This is a genomic window from Streptomyces niger (assembly GCF_000718305.1).
Taxonomy (GTDB): Bacteria; Actinomycetota; Actinomycetes; order Streptomycetales; family Streptomycetaceae; genus Streptomyces; species Streptomyces niger.
This window is the reverse complement of record NZ_JOFQ01000011.1, coordinates 74,510-95,279: the sequence shown is the minus strand read 5'-3', so window position 1 is coordinate 95,279 and position 20,770 is coordinate 74,510. Positions and strand designations below refer to the sequence as shown.

At 72.2% G+C, this 20,770-nt stretch carries 13 protein-coding genes; all 13 read left to right on the top strand.

Going from position 1 to position 20,770, the window contains the following annotated elements; translation table 11 throughout:
• Nucleotides 1-302 precede the first annotated feature (302 nt).
• The 13 genes from mreC to rpmA all read left to right on the top strand — a co-directional run bounded on the left by mreC (nucleotide 303) and on the right by rpmA (nucleotide 20,621).
• Nucleotides 303-1,241 carry a rod shape-determining protein MreC gene (mreC, locus tag IF20_RS21430; protein WP_052866889.1) on the top strand — a complete coding sequence of 313 codons (939 nt, stop codon included), beginning with the start codon at nucleotides 303-305 and terminating at the stop codon, nucleotides 1,239-1,241.
• A gap of 5 nt (nucleotides 1,242-1,246) precedes the next feature.
• Nucleotides 1,247-1,954 carry a rod shape-determining protein MreD gene (mreD, locus tag IF20_RS21425; protein ID WP_052866888.1) on the top strand — a complete coding sequence of 236 codons (708 nt, stop codon included), beginning with the start codon at nucleotides 1,247-1,249 and terminating at the stop codon, nucleotides 1,952-1,954.
• Nucleotides 1,955-2,047: 93 nt separating this feature from the next.
• Nucleotides 2,048-4,186 (top strand): penicillin-binding protein 2, encoded by a 2,139-nt coding sequence (gene mrdA / locus IF20_RS21420; protein WP_052866887.1) that lies wholly within the window; start codon nucleotides 2,048-2,050, stop codon nucleotides 4,184-4,186.
• Nucleotides 4,183-5,376 (top strand): rod shape-determining protein RodA, encoded by a 1,194-nt coding sequence (gene rodA, locus IF20_RS21415; protein WP_052866886.1) that lies wholly within the window; start codon nucleotides 4,183-4,185, stop codon nucleotides 5,374-5,376. Before mrdA ends, rodA begins: the two co-directional genes overlap by 4 nt.
• A 264-nt stretch (nucleotides 5,377-5,640) precedes the next feature.
• On the top strand, nucleotides 5,641-9,024 hold the full coding sequence (locus tag IF20_RS21410) for a pyruvate carboxylase (protein WP_052866885.1): 3,384 nt from the start codon (nucleotides 5,641-5,643) through the stop codon (nucleotides 9,022-9,024).
• A 122-nt stretch (nucleotides 9,025-9,146) separates the two neighbouring features.
• Nucleotides 9,147-10,745, top strand: coding sequence for a CYTH and CHAD domain-containing protein (locus tag IF20_RS21405; RefSeq protein ID WP_052866884.1), 1,599 nt, complete (start codon nucleotides 9,147-9,149; stop codon nucleotides 10,743-10,745).
• A gap of 39 nt (nucleotides 10,746-10,784) precedes the next feature.
• Nucleotides 10,785-12,710 carry a TIGR03960 family B12-binding radical SAM protein gene (locus IF20_RS21400; protein ID WP_052866883.1) on the top strand — a complete coding sequence of 642 codons (1,926 nt, stop codon included), beginning with the start codon at nucleotides 10,785-10,787 and terminating at the stop codon, nucleotides 12,708-12,710.
• A 76-nt stretch (nucleotides 12,711-12,786) separates the two neighbouring features.
• Nucleotides 12,787-13,347 (top strand): GNAT family N-acetyltransferase, encoded by a 561-nt coding sequence (locus IF20_RS21395; RefSeq protein ID WP_052866882.1) that lies wholly within the window; start codon nucleotides 12,787-12,789, stop codon nucleotides 13,345-13,347.
• Nucleotides 13,348-13,368: 21 nt separating this feature from the next.
• A complete protein-coding gene (locus IF20_RS21390) occupies nucleotides 13,369-14,106 on the top strand; it encodes a hypothetical protein (RefSeq protein ID WP_052866881.1) in 738 nt (245 codons plus the stop codon).
• Nucleotides 14,107-14,234: 128 nt separating this feature from the next.
• On the top strand, nucleotides 14,235-15,038 hold the full coding sequence (locus IF20_RS21385) for a TIGR03936 family radical SAM-associated protein (RefSeq protein WP_052866880.1): 804 nt from the start codon (nucleotides 14,235-14,237) through the stop codon (nucleotides 15,036-15,038).
• 217 nt (nucleotides 15,039-15,255) lie between these two features.
• Entirely contained in the window at nucleotides 15,256-19,773 is a 4,518-nt protein-coding gene (locus tag IF20_RS21380) for an Rne/Rng family ribonuclease (protein ID WP_052866879.1), read from the top strand.
• Nucleotides 19,774-20,031: 258 nt separating this feature from the next.
• Entirely contained in the window at nucleotides 20,032-20,352 is a 321-nt protein-coding gene (rplU, locus tag IF20_RS21375) for a 50S ribosomal protein L21 (protein WP_030249628.1), read from the top strand.
• 14 nt (nucleotides 20,353-20,366) lie between these two features.
• Nucleotides 20,367-20,621 (top strand): 50S ribosomal protein L27, encoded by a 255-nt coding sequence (gene rpmA, locus IF20_RS21370; protein ID WP_052866878.1) that lies wholly within the window; start codon nucleotides 20,367-20,369, stop codon nucleotides 20,619-20,621.
• Nucleotides 20,622-20,770: the final 149 nt, after the last annotated feature.

Here is a 20,770-nt window from a genome sequence, read left to right as displayed (position 1 = left end):
GCCTGCCAGCCCCGTACGGCAGATCGCTGATATACAGGCACCACACACTCACCGCACTCCGGTAGTACCCCCCACCTTCATCCCCACGCCCCCCATCCCCGCCTCCCGTTTTCCGCGCAGTACCGGGCCTCCCGTTCTCCCGGCGGCACCGGTGGTACAGGCAAGTAGTACAGGCACCTTCGGACCGCCTCCTCCCGGCGGTCCCGCGTACAACTGCAAGACAGGCACACCCCAGATCCCCAGCGAGACCGGCGCGGGCCCGCAGCCGGCCGGTCCTACGAGGAAGGACACGGCCGCCGCACGTGAGGGACACACGAGAGAGCCGGCTCCTGCTGGTGCTGCTGGTCGCGATCGCGTTCGCACTGATCACGGTGGACATCCGCGGCGGCGAGCAGTCCCCGCTGCAGGGCGCCCGGCAGGTCGCGGCCTCCGCCTTCGGGCCGGTCGAGACCGGTGTCGCCTCGGTCGTGGACCCGGTCGGCAACGCCGTCGACGCGGTCCGCGACTCCGACGGCCGGCACAGCCGCATCGCCGAGCTGGAACGCCGGAACGCCGCCCTGAAAGCCAAACTCGGCTCCTCCGACCGGGACCGGGTGCGCGCCGCCGAGCTGGACAAGATGCTCAAGACCGCCGGCGCCGGCCAGTACGGCATCAAGGGCGCCCAGGTCATCGCCATAGGAGCCACGCAGGGCTTCTCCTGGACCGTCACCGTCGACGCCGGGACCAAGGACGGCATCGCCCGCGACATGACCGTACTGAACGGCGACGGGCTGGTCGGCCGGGTCACCACCGTCGGCCCGAACACCGCCACGGTCCTGCTCGCCATCGACCCGGACTTCACCGTCGGCACCCGTATGGAGAAGACCAACGAGATCGGCTTCGCCAACGGCCAGGGCGGCGGGCCGCTGCGCGTCCAGCTCCTGAACGGCAAGGCGAACGTGAAGAAGGGCGACCGGATGGTCACCTTCGGCTCCAGCGAGGGCAAGCCGTTCGTGCCCGGCGTGCCGGTCGGCACCATCACCCACGTCGGCAGCGCCAACGGTGATCTCACCCGTACCGTCCAGGTCGAGCCGTTCGCCGGCTTCTCCCGCCTGGACGTGGTCGGCATCGTGGTCCAGCCGCCGCGCGAGAACCCCCGCGACACGGTCCTGCCGCCGAAGCCCGCGAAACCCAAGCCCACCCCGACGGTCACCGTGACCGCCAAGCCCAAGCCCACCCCGAGCGGCGCCACCAGGAGCTGAGCCCGATGCGCATCAACCGGATCCTCCTCTCCACCGTCCTCGTGGCCGTGGCCCTCGTCGTCCAGGTGGGTGTGCTCGCCCGGCTCCACCTCCCCGGGGCCGTACCGGACCTGGTGCTGCTGGTCGTCCTCGGTCTGGCCATGGTCTACGGGCACGTCGCCGGGGCCTTCATCGGCTTCGGCGCCGGGCTCCTCGCCGACCTGGCGCCCCCCTCCGACCACGCGATCGGGCGCTACGCCCTCGTCCTGTGCGTCATCGGCTACGTCGCCGGGCTCACCAGGCCCGACAAGAGCCAGCACCGCTCCGCTTCGATGCCGCTGATCGTGGTGGTCTGCGCGGCCATCGGTTCGACCCTGCTGTACGCCGGCGTCGGCTCGCTGGCCGGTGACAACGCGGGCCACACCGTCGGCATCCCGCTGCTGCTGTTCACCGCCACCGTCTACGACCTCGTGCTCGCGCCCTTCAGCGTCCCGCTGGTGATGGCGCTGGCCCGCCGTTCGGAGAAGGCGCTGGCCGGGGAGAGTTCCGGCGGCACCCAGTCCGGCCCGATGCCCGGCGAGGCCGCGTACGGCTGGCTCTCCACCGGCAGCGGGCTGCGCATGAGCCGCTCCGGGCGGGGCGGCCGGACGCCGCGGATCGGCAGTCAGCGCGGCGGCCTGCTCAGCGGCCGGTCCAACAAGCCCGCACGCCTCAAGGGGGTCAAGCGACTGTGAGCCGTACACCGTTCCGGCCCCGGCCGAGGGGCCGGCGCCCATGAGCGCCCGCCCGTCGCCCGATCACCGCCCCTCAAGGAGGCGCTGCGCGCCGTGAGCAACATTCCTGAGACCGGTCGGACCTCCCGCGTCACCGTCCGCCTCGTCGCCATCCAGATACTGGTCTTCTCGCTGCTCCTCACCCTCGGCGGCCGGCTCTGGTACCTGCAGATCCGCAACGGTGACGAGTACGCCGCCGAGGCCAGCGGCAACCACGTCCAGCAGGTCGTGGACCCCGCCGTGCGCGGTTCGATCCTCGACGCCCGCGGCATCCCGCTCGCCGACAACGAGACCCGCCTGGTCGTCTCCGCCAGCCGCACCGCGCTGATGAAGATGGACGACGAGGGCAAGGCCGTACTGACCCGCCTGGCGCACGTGCTGGGCATGTCGTACACCGACGTCAAGAACAAGGTCCGGCTGTGCGACGCCAAGACCCCGCAGCCCTGCTGGAACGGCTCGCCCTTCCAGCCCATCCCGATCACGGACGAGGCCACCACCCAGCAGGCCCTGAAGATCCGTGAGAGCAGCGAGGACTTCCCCGGCATCTCCGCCGAGCCGACCGCGGTGCGCCGCTACCCGGCTCCGGCGAAGGGGCAGACCTCCCAGGTGCTCGGCTACCTCTCGCCGGTCACCGACGAGGAGATCAAGAAGGCCGAGCACACGAACTCGCCGTTCCTGCGCTCGGACATGGTGGGCCGCTCGGGCCTGGAGCGGACGTACGACAGTGCGCTGCGCGGCAAGGCGGGTGTCACCCGCTACCAGGTCGACAACCTCGGCCGGGTCATGGGCAAGGCCAAGAGCGATCCGGCCCGGCCCGGGGACAACGTCGTCACCTCGATAGACGCGCGCGTGCAGGCCGTCGCCGAGAAGGAGCTCCACGCGGCGATGGTGGAGGCACGCAAGCAGCACGACCGGAACACCGGCACGAACTACAAGGCCGATGCCGGTGCCGTGGTCGTCATGGAGAACAAGACCGGCCGGGTCGTCTCGATGGCCTCGCAGCCGGACTACGACCCGAACGCCTGGGTCGGCGGCATCTCCGCGAAGGACTACGCGAAGCTGACGGGGAAGAAGTCCAATTACCCGCTGCTGAACCGGGCGATCCAGGGGCAGGCGGCGCCCGGCTCGATCTTCAAGGTCATCTCGTCGTCGGCGGCGGTCAACGCCGGGTACGACTTCAACGGCCGGTACAACTGCTCCAGCTCGTACAACGTGGGCGGGCAGGTCTTCAAGAACTTCGAGTCCGAGAACTACGGGCCGATCAGCCTGGGCCGGGCGCTGGAGGTCTCCTGCGACACGGTGTTCTACGACCTGGCGTACAAGCAGTGGGTCAAGGACGGCGGCAACAAGCCCAAGGACCCCAAGGACTGGTTCTACAAGACCGCGCACCAGTTCGGGCTGGGCAAGGAGACCGGCATCGACCTGCCGAACGAGGTCAAGGGCCGGGTCCCGGACCGTGAGTGGAAGAAGGACTTCTGGAAGGCCAACAAGGACTCCTGGTGCAAGACCGGCAAGAAGGGCGGGAGCTACGTCGAGCGCCTCGCGTACGAGAGCTGTCTCGAAGGCATGAAGATGCGCGCCGGTGACTCGGTCAACTACTCCATCGGCCAGGGGGACACCCTGGTGACGCCGATCCAGATGGCGACGATCTACTCGGCCATCGCCAACGGCGGCACGCTGCACGACCCGACGATCGGCAAGGCGATCATCTCCGCCGACGGCAAGAAGGTCCGGGAGATCGCGCCGAAGTCGCACGGCAAGCTGCCGGACACGCCGAAGACGCTGCAGCAGATCGACAAGGCGCTGGCCGGTGTGGCCACCCGCGGTACCGCCGCGTGGCGTTTCCAGAACTGGCCGCAGAAGCAGATCCCGATGCACGCCAAGACCGGTACCGCCGAGGTCTACGGCAAGCAGACGACGTCCTGGTTCGCCACGTACACCAAGGACTTCACGATCGTCATGACGATCTCCCAGGGTGGTACCGGATCCGGTGCCTCGGGTCCGGCCGTGCGCAAGATCTACGACGCGCTGTACGGCGTGGACGCCAAGGGCAAGATCCACAAGGACAAGGCGCTGCTGTCGAAGCCGCAGGCGAACCTGCCGAAGATCGACCGGGACGGCAACATCGAGTCCGGCAAGCTGACCAAGCCCATCGTCAACGACGAGAAGAAGCCGGAAGGGGCGGTCCAGTGACCAGCAGCTACGCCATCCGGCGCTACGCCCCCGACCGCGGGGTGTGGAGCAAGCTCACCGCCCGGGACTCCGTGGTCTGGCGGCTGGACTGGATACTGCTCTTCGCCTGCCTGGCCCTCTCGCTCATCGGCGCGGTGCTGGTCTTCTCGGCCACCCGCAACCGCATCGAGCTGAACCACGGCGATCAGTATTCGTACGTCCTGAAGCACCTGCTCAACACCGGTATCGGCGTCGCGCTCGCGGCCGGCACGGTGTGGCTCGGCCACCGCACGCTGCGGGGCGCCGTGCCCATCCTGTACGGCCTCTCGCTGGTGCTGTCGGTGCTGGTGCTCACCCCGCTCGGCGCGACCATCAACGGCTCGCGGTCCTGGCTGGCCATTCCCGGCGGGCTGTCCCTGCAGCCCGCCGAGTTCGCGAAGATCACCATCACGCTGGGCATGGCGATGGTCCTCGCGGCCCGGGTCGACGCCGGCGACCGGGAGCACCCGGGGCACCGCGCCGTGATGCAGGCGCTCGGCATCGCCCTGGTGCCGATCGCGGTCATCATGCTGATGCCGGACCTCGGTTCGGTCATGGTGCTCGGTACGATCGTGCTGGCCGTCCTGCTGGCCTCCGGCTCGTCCAACCGCTGGGTCATCGGACTGCTCACCCTGGGCGTGGTGGGCTGTCTGGCGGTCTGGCAGCTGCATCTGCTGGACGACTACCAGATCGCCCGGTTCGCGGCCTTCGCCAACCCGAGCCTGGACCCGGCCGGCGTCGGCTACAACACCAACCAGGCGCGTATCGCCATCGGCTCCGGCGGCCTCTTCGGCGCCGGACTGTTCCAGGGCTCCCAGACCACCGGCCAGTTCGTGCCCGAGCAGCAGACGGACTTCATCTTCACGGTGGCCGGCGAGGAGCTGGGCTTCCTCGGCGCCGGGCTGATCATCTTCCTGCTGGGTGTGGTGCTGTGGCGCGCCTGCCGGATCGCCCGGGAGTCCTCGGAGCTGTACAGCACGATCGTCGCGGCCGGCATCATCGCCTGGTTCGCCTTCCAGGCCTTCGAGAACATCGGGATGACGCTGGGGATCATGCCGGTCACCGGTCTGCCGCTGCCCTTCGTGTCCTACGGCGGTACGTCGATGTTCGCGGTGTGGATCGCCATAGGACTCCTGCAGTCGATCAAGGCGCAGCGGCCCGTCTCCGCCTGACCTTCTGTCAGCCCGGCCCGGACGGCTGCGGCCCGGTCCCCTCCCGGGGGCGGATCGCAGCCGTCCGGGCCGCAGACGTCCGGGTGCGCCTACCCAGTTCCCGCGGACACGGACTGTGACGGGTCTTACGTGGCGGTGGCGGCGTCCGGGCGGCATGCTGTCGCGGAACAGCTTCAGCGAGACAGCAGTCCGCATCCCGAGACAGAGTTCCGTATCCGCACGCAGGCGCCCCGCATGCCGCCCCGTCAGGAGAAGTCAGCTCCCATGTTCTCGAAGGTCCTGGTCGCCAACCGTGGCGAAATCGCCATCCGCGCCTTCCGCGCCGCCTATGAGCTCGGCGCGCAGACCGTCGCGGTCTTCCCCTACGAGGATCGCAACTCCGGCCACCGTCTCAAGGCGGACGAGGCCTACCAGATCGGCGAGGCCGGTCATCCGGTGCGCGCCTACCTCTCGGTCGACGAGATCGTCCGCGCCGCGCAGCAGGCCGGCGCCGACGCCGTCTACCCCGGCTACGGATTCCTCTCCGAGAACCCCGACCTGGCCGCCGCCTGCGCGGAACGCGGCATCACCTTCGTCGGCCCCTCCACCGAGGTACTGGAGCTGACCGGCAACAAGGCGCGCGCCATCGCCGCCGCCAAGGCCGCGGGCCTCCCCGTCCTCGCCTCCTCCGCGCCCTCCTCGGACGTCGAGGAGCTGCTGGCGGCGGCCGAGACCATGGAGTTCCCGGTCTTCGTGAAGGCCGTGGCCGGCGGCGGCGGGCGCGGCATGCGCCGGGTCGCCGAACGCGACCAGCTGCGCGAGGCGATCGAGGCGGCGGCGCGCGAGGCCGAGTCGGCCTTCGGCGACCCGACCGTCTTCCTGGAGCAGGCCGTCGTCGACCCGCGCCACATCGAGGTGCAGATCCTCGCCGACACCCAGGGCAACGTGATCCACCTCTACGAGCGGGACTGCAGCGTGCAGCGCCGCCACCAGAAGGTCATCGAACTGGCCCCGGCCCCCAACCTCGACCCGGAGCTGCGCGAACGCATCTGCGCCGACGCCGTCGCCTTCGCGCGGCAGATCGGCTACACCTGCGCCGGTACGGTCGAATTCCTCGTCGACGCGCGCGGCAACCACGTCTTCATCGAGATGAACCCGCGCATCCAGGTCGAGCACACCGTCACCGAAGAGGTGACCGACGTCGACCTGGTGCAGTCGCAGATGCGCATCGCGGCGGGGGAGTCCCTGGCCGACCTGGGCCTGAGCCAGGACAAGATCGTGCTGCGCGGCTCGGCGCTGCAGTGCCGCATCACCACCGAGGACCCCGCCAACGGCTTCCGCCCCGACACCGGCCGGATCACCGCCTACCGCTCCCCGGGCGGCGCCGGCGTCCGGCTGGACGGCGGCACCAACCTCGGCGCCGAGGTCGGCGCGCACTTCGACTCCATGCTGGTCAAGCTGAGCTGCCGGGGCCGGGACTTCGCGACCGCGGTGGCGCGCGCCCGGCGTGCCGTCACCGAATTCCGCATCCGCGGCGTCGCCACCAACATCCCGTTCCTGCAGGCCGTGCTGGACGACCCCGAATTCCGCGCGGGCAAGGTCACGACCTCCTTCATCGAGCAGCGCCCCGAGCTGCTCACCCAGCGCGGCTCCGCCGACCGCGGCACCCGCATCCTGGAGTACCTCGCCGACGTCACGGTCAACAAGCCGAACGGCGAGCGGCCCGTGAGCATCGCGCCGCACGAGAAGCTGCCGCGGATCGACACGAGCGGGCCGATCCCCGACGGCTCCCGGCAGCGGCTCCGGCAGCTCGGCCCCGAGGGCTTCGCCGCCGACCTGCGCGCCCGGCCCGCGCTCGGCGTCACCGACACCACCTTCCGCGACGCCCACCAGTCGCTGCTGGCCACCCGCGTCCGTACGAAGGACCTGCTGGAGGTCGCCGGACACGTCGCCCGCACCACCCCCGAGCTGCTGTCCCTGGAGGCGTGGGGCGGCGCGACGTACGACGTGGCGCTGCGCTTCCTGTACGAGGACCCGTGGGAGCGGCTGGCCGCGCTGCGCGAGGCCGTCCCCAACATCTGCCTCCAGATGCTGCTGCGCGGCCGCAACACCGTCGGCTACACCCCCTACCCGGAGCAGGTGACCCGCTCCTTCGTGCAGGAGGCCGCGGACACCGGCATCGACATCTTCCGGATCTTCGACGCGCTCAACAACGTCGACCAGATGCGCCCCGCGATCGACGCCGTACGCGAGACCGGCACCGCCATCGCCGAGGTCGCCATGAGCTACACCGGCGACCTCACCCACCCCGGCGAGAAGCTCTACACCCTCGACTACTACCTCCGCCTCGCCGAGCAGATGGTCGACGCCGGCGCGCACGTCCTCGCCATCAAGGACATGGCCGGCCTGCTCCGCGCCCCGGCCGCGAAGAAGCTGGTCACGGCCCTCCGCGAGAACTTCGACCTGCCGGTCCACATCCACACCCACGACACCCCCGGCGGCCAGCTCGCCACCTACCTCGCCGGCTGGGAGGCCGGCGCGGACGCGGTGGACGGCGCCTCCGCCGCCCTGGCCGGCACCACCAGCCAGCCCGCGCTCTCCGCGATCGTGGCCGCCGCCGCGCACACCGAGCGGGACACCGGCATCGACCTCGGCGCGGTCTGCGCCCTGGAGCCGTACTGGGAGGCCGTACGCAAGGTCTACGCGCCCTTCGAGGCCGGCCTGCCCGCGCCCACCGGCCGCGTCTACGAGCACGAGATCCCCGGCGGACAGCTCTCCAACCTCCGCCAGCAGGCCATCGCGCTCGGCCTCGGCGACCGCTTCGAGGAGATCGAGAAGGCGTACGCGGGCGCCGACCGGCTCCTCGGCCGCCTGGTCAAGGTCACCCCCAGCTCCAAGGTCGTCGGCGACCTGGCGCTCGCCCTGGTCGGCGCCGGCGTCGACACCGACGAGTTCGCCGCCGACCCGGCGCGCTTCGACATCCCCGGCTCCGTCATCGGCTTCCTCCGCGGCGAGCTGGGCGAACCGGCCGGCGGCTGGCCCGAGCCGCTGCGCAGCCGCGCCCTCGAAGGCCGCGCCGAGGCCCCCGGCATCACCGAGCTGTCCGCCACCGAGAGCAAGCGGCTCGCCGGCACCTCCGCCGAACGCCAGGAAGTCCTCAACGAGCTGCTCTTCCCCGGCCCGGCCAAGGACTTCACCACCCACCGCGAGCGCTACGGCGACACCTCCCCGCTCTCCAGCGACCTGTTCTTCTACGGGCTGCACCACGGCGAGGAGCACGTCGTCCGGCTCGCCCCCGGCGTCCAGCTGCTCATCGGCCTGGAGGCGATCTCCGAGGCCGACGAGCGCGGCATGCGCACCGTGATGTGCATCCTCAACGGCCAGCTGCGGCCCATCCAGGTCCGCGACCGCGCCGTGGCCAGCGAGGTGCCGGCCGCCGAGAAGGCCGACCGGAACAACCCCGGCCACCTGCCGGCCCCGTTCGCCGGCGTGGTCACCCTCGCCGTCCAGGAAGGGCAGCAGGTCGAGGCGGGCGCCACCATCGGCACCATCGAGGCCATGAAGATGGAGGCCGCGATCACCGCGCCCACCGGCGGCACCGTCAGCCGCATCGCCATCTCCCCGATCGCCCAGGTCGAAGGCGGCGACCTGCTCATCGTGGTGGAGTGAGCGCGGCGCCCCCGGCACAGTGAGCACGGCGCCGGTGCGCGGTGGCCCGGTTTCCCCCGGGCGCCGCGCACCGGGCCGCCCGAGGGGTCCCCAGGAGCCGGACAGGACAGTACGTTCGCCCCATGGCGGACACCGTGCGTGAAATCGAGCGGAAGTACGAAGCCAACGGCACCGGGCTGCCCACCGGCGGCCTCCCCGACCTCACCGGCGTCGACCGGGTCGCGTCCGTCGCGGACCGCGCCACGGTCACCCTGGACGCCACCTACTACGACACCCCCGACCGGCGGCTGGCCCGCGACGGGATCACCCTGCGCCGCCGCACGGGCGGCGACGACGCCGGCTGGCACCTGAAACTGCCGGTCGCCGCGCACGTGCGCGACGAGATCCGCGCCCCGCTCGCCGCCACCGTCCCCCGCGCCCTCCGCGGCCTGCTCCGCTCCCGGACCCGCGGCGCCGCACTGGTCCCCCTCGTACGGATCACCACCCGGCGCGCGACCCGGCAGCTGCGCGCCGCCGACGGCACCGTCCTCGCGGAGATCGCCACCGATCAGGTGCGCGCCGACCGTCCGACCGGGCCCGGCCGCACCGCCGAATGGGCCGAGATCGAGGTCGAGCTGACGACGGGCGGGGACACGGCCCTCCTGGACGCGGTGGAGACCCGACTGCTGCGCGCCGGCCTCCGCCCCGCGTCGGCCGCCTCCAAAGCAGCCCGGGCACTCCACGAGACGGCCCCCGAAGGCGAACGGGAAGCGGCGGCCCCCGAAGGCGGCGCACGCAGCTCCGCGGCAACCGGGCCGCCCACCGCCGAACAGGCTGTCCTGCGCTACCTCGCCCGCCAGGTCCGCGACCTCGTCGAGCTGGACCCCGCCGTCCGCCGCGACCTGCCCGACTCCGTCCACCGGATGCGGGTGGCCACCCGCCGCCTGCGCAGCGTCCTGCGCTCGTACGCCACCGTCCTGGACCGGTCCGCCACCGACCCCCTCGGCGCCGAGCTCAAGTGGCTCGCGGCGGAGCTGGGCGTCGGCCGGGACGCCGAGGTGCTCGCCGCGCGCCTCCAGGAGGCGATGGCCGCCCTCCCCAAGGAGCTGCGCCCCGGCCCCGTACGGACCCGGCTGCGCACCTGGACGCAGGCGCACCGCAAGGGACCGCGCAAGCACCTGCTCGCCGTGCTCGACGGCGACCGCTACCTCGCCCTGCTGAACGCCCTGGACGCGCTGCTCGCCGACCCGCCGCGGGCCCGCGCCGCCGGCCGCCCGGCGGCCCACGTGCTGCCCAAGGCCGTCGAGCGGGACTTCCGGCGGCTGGCCGGCCACGTGGAGACGGCGCTCGCCGCGCTCCCGGGCCCCGACCGCGACCTCGCGCTGCACGAGGCCCGCAAGGCCGCCAAGCGGACCCGGTACGCGGCGGAAGTGGGCAGGGTGGAGCTGGGCCGGCCCGCGAAGGAGCTGGTCAAGCGGATGACACAGCTGCAGGAGCTGCTCGGCGACCACCAGGACGGCGTGGTCGCCCGCGAAGCACTGCGCGCCCTGGCCGCGCAGGCGCACGCCGCGGGCGAGAACGCCTTCGCCTACGGCGTGCTGTACGGACGCGAGGAGGCCAGGGCCACCGCCCTCGAACGGGAGCTCCCGGCCCTGTGGGACACGCTCACCGCCCCCGACCTGCGGCCGGACCGGGGCGGGCGGCGAGCTGCGGATTCGGGAACCGCCCGGAGCGCGCGTTAGGCTTGAGGGTCACCCCTGTCAGCTACGAAGGTCCGTGAGATGTCTGCCGAGTCGGTCTTCCCACAGCTCGAGGCCCTGCTCCCGCATGTGCAGAAGCCCATCCAGTACGTCGGTGGAGAACTCAACTCCACGGTCAAGCCCTGGGAATCGTGCGACGTGCGCTGGGCGCTCATGTACCCCGACGCGTACGAGGTCGGGCTGCCCAACCAGGGCGTCATGATCCTTTACGAGGTCCTCAACGAGCGTGAGGGCGTGCTCGCGGAGCGTACGTACAGCGTGTGGCCGGACCTCGAAGCGCTGATGCGCGAGCACAACGTGCCGCAGTTCACGGTGGACGCCCACCGCCCCGTCGGCGCCTTCGACGTACTCGGCGTGTCCTTCTCCACCGAGCTGGGTTACACCAACCTGCTCACCGCGCTGGACCTGGCCGGCATCCCCATGTACGCCAAGGACCGGACCGAGGACCACCCGCTGATCCTCGCGGGCGGCCACGCCGCCTTCAACCCCGAGCCGATCGCGGACTTCCTGGACTGCGCGGTGGTCGGCGACGGCGAGCAGGCCGTCCTGGAGATCACCGAGATCATCCGGGCGTGGAAGAACGAGGGCCGCCCGGGTGGCCGTGACGAGCTCCTCTTCCGCCTCGCGAAGACCGGCAGCGTCTACGTCCCCAAGTTCTACGACGTGGAGTACCTCGCCGACGGCCGCATCAGCCGCGTCGTGCCGAACCGCTCCGGCGTCCCGTGGCGCGTGTCCAAGCACACCGTCATGGACCTCGACGAGTGGCCCTACCCCAAGCAGCCGCTCGTCCCCCTGGCCGAGACCGTCCACGAACGGATGTCGGTCGAGATCTTCCGTGGCTGCACCCGCGGCTGCCGTTTCTGCCAGGCCGGCATGATCACGCGCCCCGTCCGGGAGCGAAGCATCACCGGCATCGGCGACATGGTGGACAAGGGCCTGAAGGCCACGGGATTCGAGGAGGTCGGCCTGCTGTCGCTGTCCTCCGCGGACCACACCGAGATCGGCGACGTGGCCAAGGGCCTCGCCGACCGGTACGAGGAGGACAAGATCGGCTTGTCCCTCCCCTCCACCCGGGTCGACGCCTTCAACATCGACCTGGCCAACGAGCTGACCCGCAACGGTCGGCGCTCGGGCCTGACGTTCGCGCCCGAGGGCGGCTCGGAACGCATCCGCAAGGTCATCAACAAGATGGTCTCGGAGGAGGACCTGATCCGTACGGTCGCCACGGCCTACGGCAACGGCTGGCGGCAGGTGAAGCTGTACTTCATGTGCGGCCTGCCGACCGAGACCGACGAGGACGTGCTGCAGATCGGCGACATGGCGGTCAACGTCATCGCCAAGGGCCGCGAGGTCTCCGGCCAGAACGACATCCGCTGCACGGTGTCCATCGGCGGTTTCGTCCCCAAGCCGCACACCCCCTTCCAGTGGGCCCCGCAGCTCTCCGCCGAGGAGACCGACGCCCGCCTGGAGAAGCTCCGCGACAAGATCCGCGGCGACAAGAAGTACGGCCGCTCGATCGGCTTCCGCTACCACGACGGCAAGCCCGGCATCGTCGAGGGCCTGCTCTCCCGCGGTGACCGCCGCATCGGCGCCGTGATCCGCGCGGTCTACGAGGACGGCGGCCGCTTCGACGGCTGGCGCGAGCACTTCTCCTACGACCGCTGGATGCAGGCCGCGGAGAAGACGCTGCCCGAGTACGGCGTGGACGTCGCCTGGTACACCACCCGCGAGCGCACCTACGAAGAGGTCCTGCCCTGGGACCACCTGGACTCCGGCCTGGACAAGGACTGGCTCTGGGAGGACTGGCAGGACGCCCTCGACGAAACCGAGGTCGACGACTGCCGCTGGACGCCTTGCTTCGACTGCGGAGTGTGTCCTCAGATGGATACCGAGATTCAGATCGGCCCCACGGGCAAGAAACTGCTCCCGCTCTCCGTCGTGAAGTGAGCTGATTTGCGCGCCTGTTCGGCCCGGTCACCGGAACCCGGTGGCCGGGCCGTCGTGTGCCCCGCACAATGATGTGATGCCACAGCTCATCGCACCCACGGTCCGTGTCCGGGAGTCGTTTCTGGAGGCGATGGGGGAACTGCGGGCCGAGGGGAAGGGCGGGCCCGGGGACGACACGGCGGTCGGGCGGGAGATACGGCGGTTCGGTGACGAGTGGGCGGAGCCGGCCGGCTTCGCGCGCTATCTCGACTGGCTCCGGTCGATGACCCGCGCCGACGTCGCGCGCCCGCTGGGCCTCGTGCCCTGCACCAGCCTCTGGTACGTCGAGGGCGACGCCTTCCTGGGCCGCCTCGGTCTGCGGCACGAACTGGACGAGTTCCTGCTGGAACTGGGCGGCCACATCGGCTACTACGTACGCCCCACCGCCCGCCGCCGCGGCCACGCCACCGCGATGCTGCGCGCAGCGCTGCCGGTGGCCCACGGGCTGGGCATCCGGTCCGTGCTGGTCACGTGTGACACCACCAACACCGCGTCACGTAAGGTCATCGAGGCCTGCGGCGGGATCTTCGAGGACCAGCGCGGCGGAAAGCTGCGGTACTGGGTGCCGACGCGGGCGCAACAGAGCGACGGAACATAGCAATACCGGGGGAAGCAGCGCATGTCGTACGGCGGCGACCACGCCCGCAGTCAGCACTACAAGACACGGGAGCGGGAGCCGGGCGGTGGCTGCTGCCTCGCCCAGCTGATCAAGATCCCGGTGCTGATCGTCGTCCTCCCGCTGCGGCTGCTGTGGGACGCGCTGTGCTGGATCGGCCGCCACGTCCTCGCACCCGTCGGACGCTGGGTGTACCGCTGGCTCCTCGCCCCCGTCGGGCGCGCGATCGCCTGGCTGATCAACTACCTGATCGTGGTGCCGCTGGTCTTCCTGATCAAGTACCTGATCGTGGTGCCGGCGATCTGGATCTTCCGCTGGATCCTCACGCCGATCGGGCACGCGCTGGCCTGGCTGGCGTACCACTTGCTCGTGGTGCCGGTCCGGTGGTGCTACCGGTGGATCCTCACCCCGATCGGGCACGCGCTGGCCTGGCTCGCGTACCACCTGCTCGTCGTTCCCGCCAAGGCGCTGTGGGAGTACCTGCTGTGGCCCGTCCTGCGGGCGGTCGGCGCGGCTGTCGCGTGGGCCTGGCGGATCGCCGGATACGTTTCCCGTGCCGTCGGCCGGGGCATCGCCGCTCTGTGGCGGTGGCTGGTCGTCGCGCCGCTGCGCTGGGTGTACCGCTGGATCCTCACCCCCGTGGGGCATGCGATCCGGGCGGTCCTCTGGCCGCCGGTGCGGGCCGCGCTGTCCGTGGCGCGCACCGCCGCCCGGGAAGTGCGGCAGGCGCTCTTCGGGTGACGGGGCACACCCCGGCGGGAACCGGCGGCCCGACAGACACGTACTCTAGGTAGCAGTACGACCGCACTCACGAAGGACTGACGACACTGGGCAAGCGACAGCCCGAAGGCCCGCCGCCCGCACCGGCGGTGCAGCGCATCCGACTGCGCTACACCAAGCGCGGCCGCCTCCGGTTCACCAGCCACCGTGATTTCCAGCGCGCTTTCGAGCGGGCGCTGCGCCGTGCCGAGGTGCCCATGGCGTATTCGGCGGGCTTCACCCCGCACCCCAAGGTGTCGTACGCGAACGCCGCACCGACGGGCACCGGCAGTGAGGCCGAGTACCTGGAGATCGCGCTCACCGAGCGGCGGGACCCGGCGGTGCTGCGCGCACTGCTGGACGAGTCCCTGCCGGACGGGCTCGACGTGATCGACGCGGTCGAGGCCCACACCTCGGGCCTCGCCGACCGGCTGCAGGCCTCGGTGTGGGAGCTGCGGCTGGACGGCGTGTCCGTCGCGGACGCGGAGCGCGCCGTCGAGGCGTTCCTCGCGGCCGGCGAGGTGCCCGTCGAGCGGCAGACGAAGAAGGGGATCCGCACCTTCGACGCGCGTGCGGCGGTCGCGGATCTTCGTGCCGCGGCGAGCGAGGCCGATAGGCCGGGCGCTGGTGCCTGTGCGATACTGCGGCTGGTTGTTCGGCATCTGACACCTGCCGTACGACCCGACGACGTCCTGTCCGGCCTCCGAGCTACGGCCGACCTGGCGCCGCCGGTCCCCGCAGCGGTGACCAGGCTGGCGCAGGGGCTGCTCGATGAGGAGACCGGCGCAGTGACCGACCCGCTCGCGCCCGACCGCGACGCAGCAGCCACGGCCGCCCCACCCACGGCCGCCGGGCTGACCGCCGCGACGCAGGCACCGCCTGCCGGCGGTGGAGCGGCGGACGGCGCAGCGTAGGACCGCCGTCGTCGCGTCGCCGATCAGCCAGGGAGCCACCCCGGTCCGGCGAACGAACTGACCAGGAGACTTTCGCCGGTCCCGGACACAAGGGGCCGGCGAGCGAGACTAAAGCTCCCGTGTGGCGCCCGCGCCCCGGACCGCGGCACCGCTCTTCACGCGGGCCGCGGCCGGAACCGGTCGCGGCGCCCGGGAGCGTGACGGGAGAACCGCCCGCATGCTCGAACCCATTGAGCCCAAGGAAAACCCGGAGCCCGCGGAGAGCCGCTCCGAAAACAGCACACCGAGCGACACCCTGCCGCCGCGTCGCAGGCGCCGTGCCGCCTCGCGCCCCGCGGGGCCGCCGGTCAAGGAGACCGCCGCTGCCGAGGTGACGGCCCCGCAGCCCGCCGAGGTGCCGCAGGAGGCCGCCACCAGCGTCGTGACCGGGGACGAGGCCGCGCCCGCGCGCCCCCGCCGCCGTGCCACCCGCAAGGCCACAGCGCCGGCCGGCGCGCCCCGCGCCACCGCTGCCGAGGCCGCCGAGTCGCCGGCCGAGGACGCCGCCGCGCTCGCCGCTTCCGCCGAGAGCGCCCCGCAGGCCGCTGCCGCCGAGACCCCCGCCGTCGTGACCGGTGAGGAGGCGGCCCCCGCACGTCCGCGCCGCCGCGCCACCCGCCGGGCTTCGGCCCCGGCCGGTGCGCCGCAGGCCGACGAGACCGCCGCGCCGGTCGCCGAGAAGGCCGTCGCCGTGGACCCGGAGCCGGTTGCCGTGGGCGCCGACGACGAGGCGCAGGCCGAGTCCGCCGCCGCTGCCGAGACGGCCGCCGCCGAGACCGCGGCCGCGCGGCCCGCCACAGCCGCCGCCGAGTCGGGCCCGGCCCGTTCGCGCCGCCGCGTGACCCGCAAGGTCTCCGCGCCGGCCGGCCCCCCGGCCGCCGCCGAGGAGCCGCAGGCCACCGAGACCGCGCAGGCAGCGCAGGAGACCGAGGCCGAGCAGCCCGCGGAGGCCGCCGCCGAGGAGCCGCGCGCCGCCCGTACGCGCCGCCGCGCCACCCGCCGGGCCTCCGCGCCCGCCGGTACGCCGCAGCCGGCCGAGGCCGCCGCTGCGCCGGCTCCGGCCGTGGCCGAGGAGCCGGTCGCCGCCGAGGACGAGGACGACGAGCAGACCGCTGCCGCCGCCGAGGCCGCCGCGGAGGAGGCGCGTGCCGCGGCCGTGGCCGAGGAGCCGCAGGCCACCAAGCCCGCGCGTACCCGCCGCCGCGTCACCCGTACGGTGAGCGCTCCCCAGGGCGCGCCCGCCGAGCAGCCCGCCGCCACGCAGGCGCCCGTCGCCGAGCACGTCGAGGAGCAGCCGGTGGCCGCCGCGGCGAACGCGCTGGCCGCCGAGCAGGCCCCGCCGGCCCCGGATGCCCCGCGCCGCCGTACCCGCCGCCGCGCCGAGCGCCCGGCCGAGACCCCGCAGACCGACGAGACCGCCGCGCCGGTCGCCGAGCAGCCCGCCGCCGAGCAGGCCGCCCCGGAGCAGGCGGCCCCGGAGCAGGCCACGGCCGCCGAGGCGCCGCGCCGTCGTACGCGCCGCCGCGCCGAGCGTCCGGCGGCCCCCGCGTTCGCCCAGCCCGCGCAGGAGCGCGCCACCGACGAGAACGCCGAGAACGCCGAGAACGCCGAGAAGGCTGCCAAGGAGGCCCCGGCCCGCGGCCGTCGCCGTGCCGCCCAGCCCCCGAGCGCCGTCTTCCAGGCCCCGGTCTTCACCGAGCCGATGTTCCAGACCCCGGAGACGGCCGCTGCCGCTGCCGCGGCCGCCGTCGTGGCGGAGCCCGAGGAGCCCGCGGAAGCCGGGGAACCCGAGGAAGCGGCCGCCGCCGAGCGGCCTGCGCGCCGTCGCCGGCGCCGTGGTGGCGCGGCCGACGCCGAGCAGCGGCCGGCCCCCGCCGCCGAGGAGGAGACCACCGAGGCCGAGGCCGAGGAGGAGCCGGAGGGCGAGGCCGCGCAGGGCGACGACGAGCAGGGCGACCGGCCTTCGCGCCGCCGCCGTCGCGGTGGCCGTCGCCGTCGCCGCGGTGACGCCGGGGACGGCGAGGGCTCGGACGAGTCCGGCGAGTCCGCCGAGGAGGGTTCCGAGGCGGCCGAGGAGCAGCCTGCCGAGGAGTCCGCCGAGGGCGGCGAGCAGGAAGCGGCCAAGGAGGACGCCGAGGAGCAGTCCTCCGGCGGTTCCAGCAGCAGCCGTCGCCGCCGCCGTCGCCGCCGTCGCAGCGGTGACGGGGCCGACTCCGCCGCGAACGGCGACGACCCGGAGCGTACGGTCGTCAAGGTCCGCGAGCCGCGGGAACGGCGTGGGAAGGATGCGGAGCGCGAGCCCGGTACGGGCTTCGACGAGGTCCAGTCCATCAAGGGCTCGACCCGTATGGAGGCCAAGAAGCAGCGCCGCCGCGAGGGCCGCGAGCAGGGCCGGCGCCGGGTGCCGATCATCACCGAGGCGGAGTTCCTGGCGCGCCGCGAGGCCGTCAACCGCGAGATGATCGTCCGCCAGAACGGCGACCGGACCCAGATCGGTGTCCTGGAGGACGACGTCCTCGTCGAGCACTACGTCAACAAGGAGCAGTCGACCTCGTACGTCGGCAACGTCTACCTGGGCAAGGTGCAGAACGTCCTGCCGTCGATGGAGGCCGCCTTCGTCGACATCGGCAAGGGCCGCAACGCCGTCCTGTACGCCGGCGAGGTCAACTTCGAGGCGCTCGGCATGGGCAACGGCCCGCGCCGCATCGAGTCCGCCCTGAAGTCCGGCCAGTCCGTGCTCGTGCAGGTCACCAAGGACCCGATCGGCCACAAGGGCGCCCGGCTGACCAGCCAGGTCTCCCTCCCCGGCCGGTACCTGGTCTACGTGCCCGAGGGCTCGATGACCGGCATCAGCCGCAAGCTCCCCGACACCGAGCGGTCGCGCCTGAAGCAGATCCTCAAGAAGATCGTCCCCGAGGACGCGGGCGTCATCGTCCGTACGGCCGCGGAGGGCGCCAGCGAGGACGAGCTGCGCCGCGACGTGGAGCGCCTCCAGGCGCAGTGGGAGGAGATCCAGAAGAAGGCGAAGAGCGGCAACGCCCCGACCCTGCTGTACGGCGAGCCGGACATGACCGTCCGCGTCGTGCGCGACATCTTCAACGAGGACTTCTCCAAGGTCATCGTCAGCGGTGACGAGGCCTGGGAGACCATCCACGGCTACGTCTCGCACGTCGCCCCGGACCTCTCGGACCGGCTGCAGAAGTGGACCTCGGACGTCGACGTCTTCGCGACGTACCGGATCGACGAGCAGCTGATGAAGGCGCTGGACCGCAAGGTCTGGCTGCCGTCCGGCGGCTCGCTGGTGATCGACAAGACCGAGGCCATGGTCGTGATCGACGTCAACACCGGCAAGTTCACCGGCCAGGGCGGCAATCTGGAAGAGACCGTCACCAGAAACAACCTGGAGGCGGCCGAGGAGATCGTCCGCCAGCTGCGCCTGCGCGACCTCGGCGGCATCGTCGTCATCGACTTCATCGACATGGTGCTGGAGTCCAACCGGGACCTGGTGCTGCGGCGGATGCTGGAGTGCCTGGGCCGGGACCGTACGAAGCACCAGGTCGCCGAGGTCACCTCGCTGGGCCTGGTCCAGATGACCCGTAAGCGGGTCGGCCAGGGCCTGCTGGAGTCCTTCTCCGAGCCCTGCGTGCACTGCAACGGCCGCGGCGTCATCGTCCACATGGACCAGGCGACGGCGTCCGGCGGTGGCGGCAAGCGCAAGAAGAAGGGCAAGGGCGGCAACGGCGACAAGCACGCCGACCACCAGCACGACCAGCAGCAGGACCACCAGCAAGAGAAGGCCGCCGAGGCGACCGCTCCGGCGGAGGAGCTGGAGCCCGCGCCCGTCACGGAGGCGGAGCTGACCCCCGCGGTCGCCGACGCCGACGAGTGGTTCTCCAGCCCGGCCGAGGCCGAGGCGGCCGCCGAGCGCGGCAGCCGCGGCCGGGGCCGTCGCCGCGCGAGCCGGAAGGCGTCCGCTCCGGCGGGCTCCCCGAAGGCCGCCGACGAGAGTGGCGCGATCGTGGTCCCGGCAGCCGAGGCGGCCGCCGAGGCCGCCCCGGAGAGCGCCGAGCAGGCCCGTACGGAGCCGGCTCCCGCCGCCGAGGCCGCTCCGGCGCAGGCCGAGGAGCCGGTGGCGGAGCCGGCCGCCGAGCCCGAGCCGAAGCCCGCGGCCCGTCCGGCCCGTACCCGTCGCCGGGTGACCCGCGCGGTGTCGGCGCCGGCCGGTGCCGAGGCGCCGTCCGGGACCGGTGGCGAGGGCGCGTCCGGTACAGCGGCGGAGGCCGCACCCGAGGCGGTCACCGACGCCCCGCAGGAGACCCCGGCGGAGGCCCCCGCGGCCGGCGCGTCCGAGGCGGCCGCCGAGCCGGAGACCGCCGAGGAGGCGGCCCCCGCGAAGAAGACGGCCAAGAAGTCGACGGCGAAGAAGACCGCGGCCAAGAAGGCGACGACCAAGAAGGCCGCCGCCAAGAAGGCCCCGGCCAAGAAGACGGCGAAGAAGACCGCCGCCAAGGCCGCGGAGTCTGCTGAGTCCGGGGCCGAGGCCGCCGAGAAGGCCCCGGCCAAGAAGACGGCCGCGAAGAAGACGGCGAAGAAGGCCACGGCCAAGAAGACGACGGCCAAGAAGGCCGCCGCCAAGAAGACCGCGGCCGCCGAGCAGTCCGCGCCCTCGTCGGTCTCGGCCGCAGCGGAGGACTGAGCGGTACCGGGGGTCCCGGGCCGTACGTCACGGCCCGGGACCCGGTTTGACCCCCTGGTCAAGGCCCCGTAACCTTGACCGTCGGCGTCTGTATGGCGTCACACCATCTGAGCAAACACCTCCCGGTTCCATCGGGGGAGGCCGCTCGTCCAATGCGGATCGCGCCCTTCATGGGCGCAGCGCGTCGGATAGCCGGGCCCACTGGGCCCCGGGGCGGCTGGCATCAGTGGTCCCGTTTCTAGCGAGAGAGAGTTCCGCGTGTACGCGATCGTGCGCACCGGCGGCCGTCAGCAGAAGGTTGCTGTCGGCGACGTCATCGAGGTTGACCGCATTTCCACCAGCAAGGTCGGCGACTCCGTCGAGCTCTCCACGCTGCTGGTCGTCGACGGCGAGTCCGTCACGAGCGACCCGTGGGTGCTCGCCGGCGTGAAGGTCCAGGCCGAGGTCGTGGACCACCACAAGGGCGACAAGATCCGCATCCAGAAGTACAAGAACAAGACCGGTTACAAGAAGCGGATCGGCCACCGTCAGCTGCACACCGCGCTGAAGATCACCGGCATCGACGCTCCGGCGAAGTAAGGGACTGAGGAGACATGGCACACAAGAAGGGCGCATCGTCCACTCGGAACGGTCGCGATTCCAATGCTCAGCGGCTCGGCGTGAAGCGCTTCGGCGGTCAGGCCGTCCTCGCCGGTGAGATCATCGTCCGCCAGCGCGGCACCCACTTCCACCCGGGCACCGGCGTCGGCCGTGGCGGCGACGACACGCTGTTCGCGCTGCAGGAGGGTGCTGTGCAGTTCGGCACCCACCGTGGCCGCAAGGTCGTGAACATCGTTCCGGTCGCCTGAATCCCGTAACGGGTTTTCCGGCACCGTAGAACGGTTCCTCGCGAGGGCGGACCTCGACTTCCTCCACGGGAAGCGGGTCCGCCCTTCGCGTGTTACCGAAGAACCGTAGAGACACATTCCGTACGCGCCGCGGCTCAGGACAGGGCGCT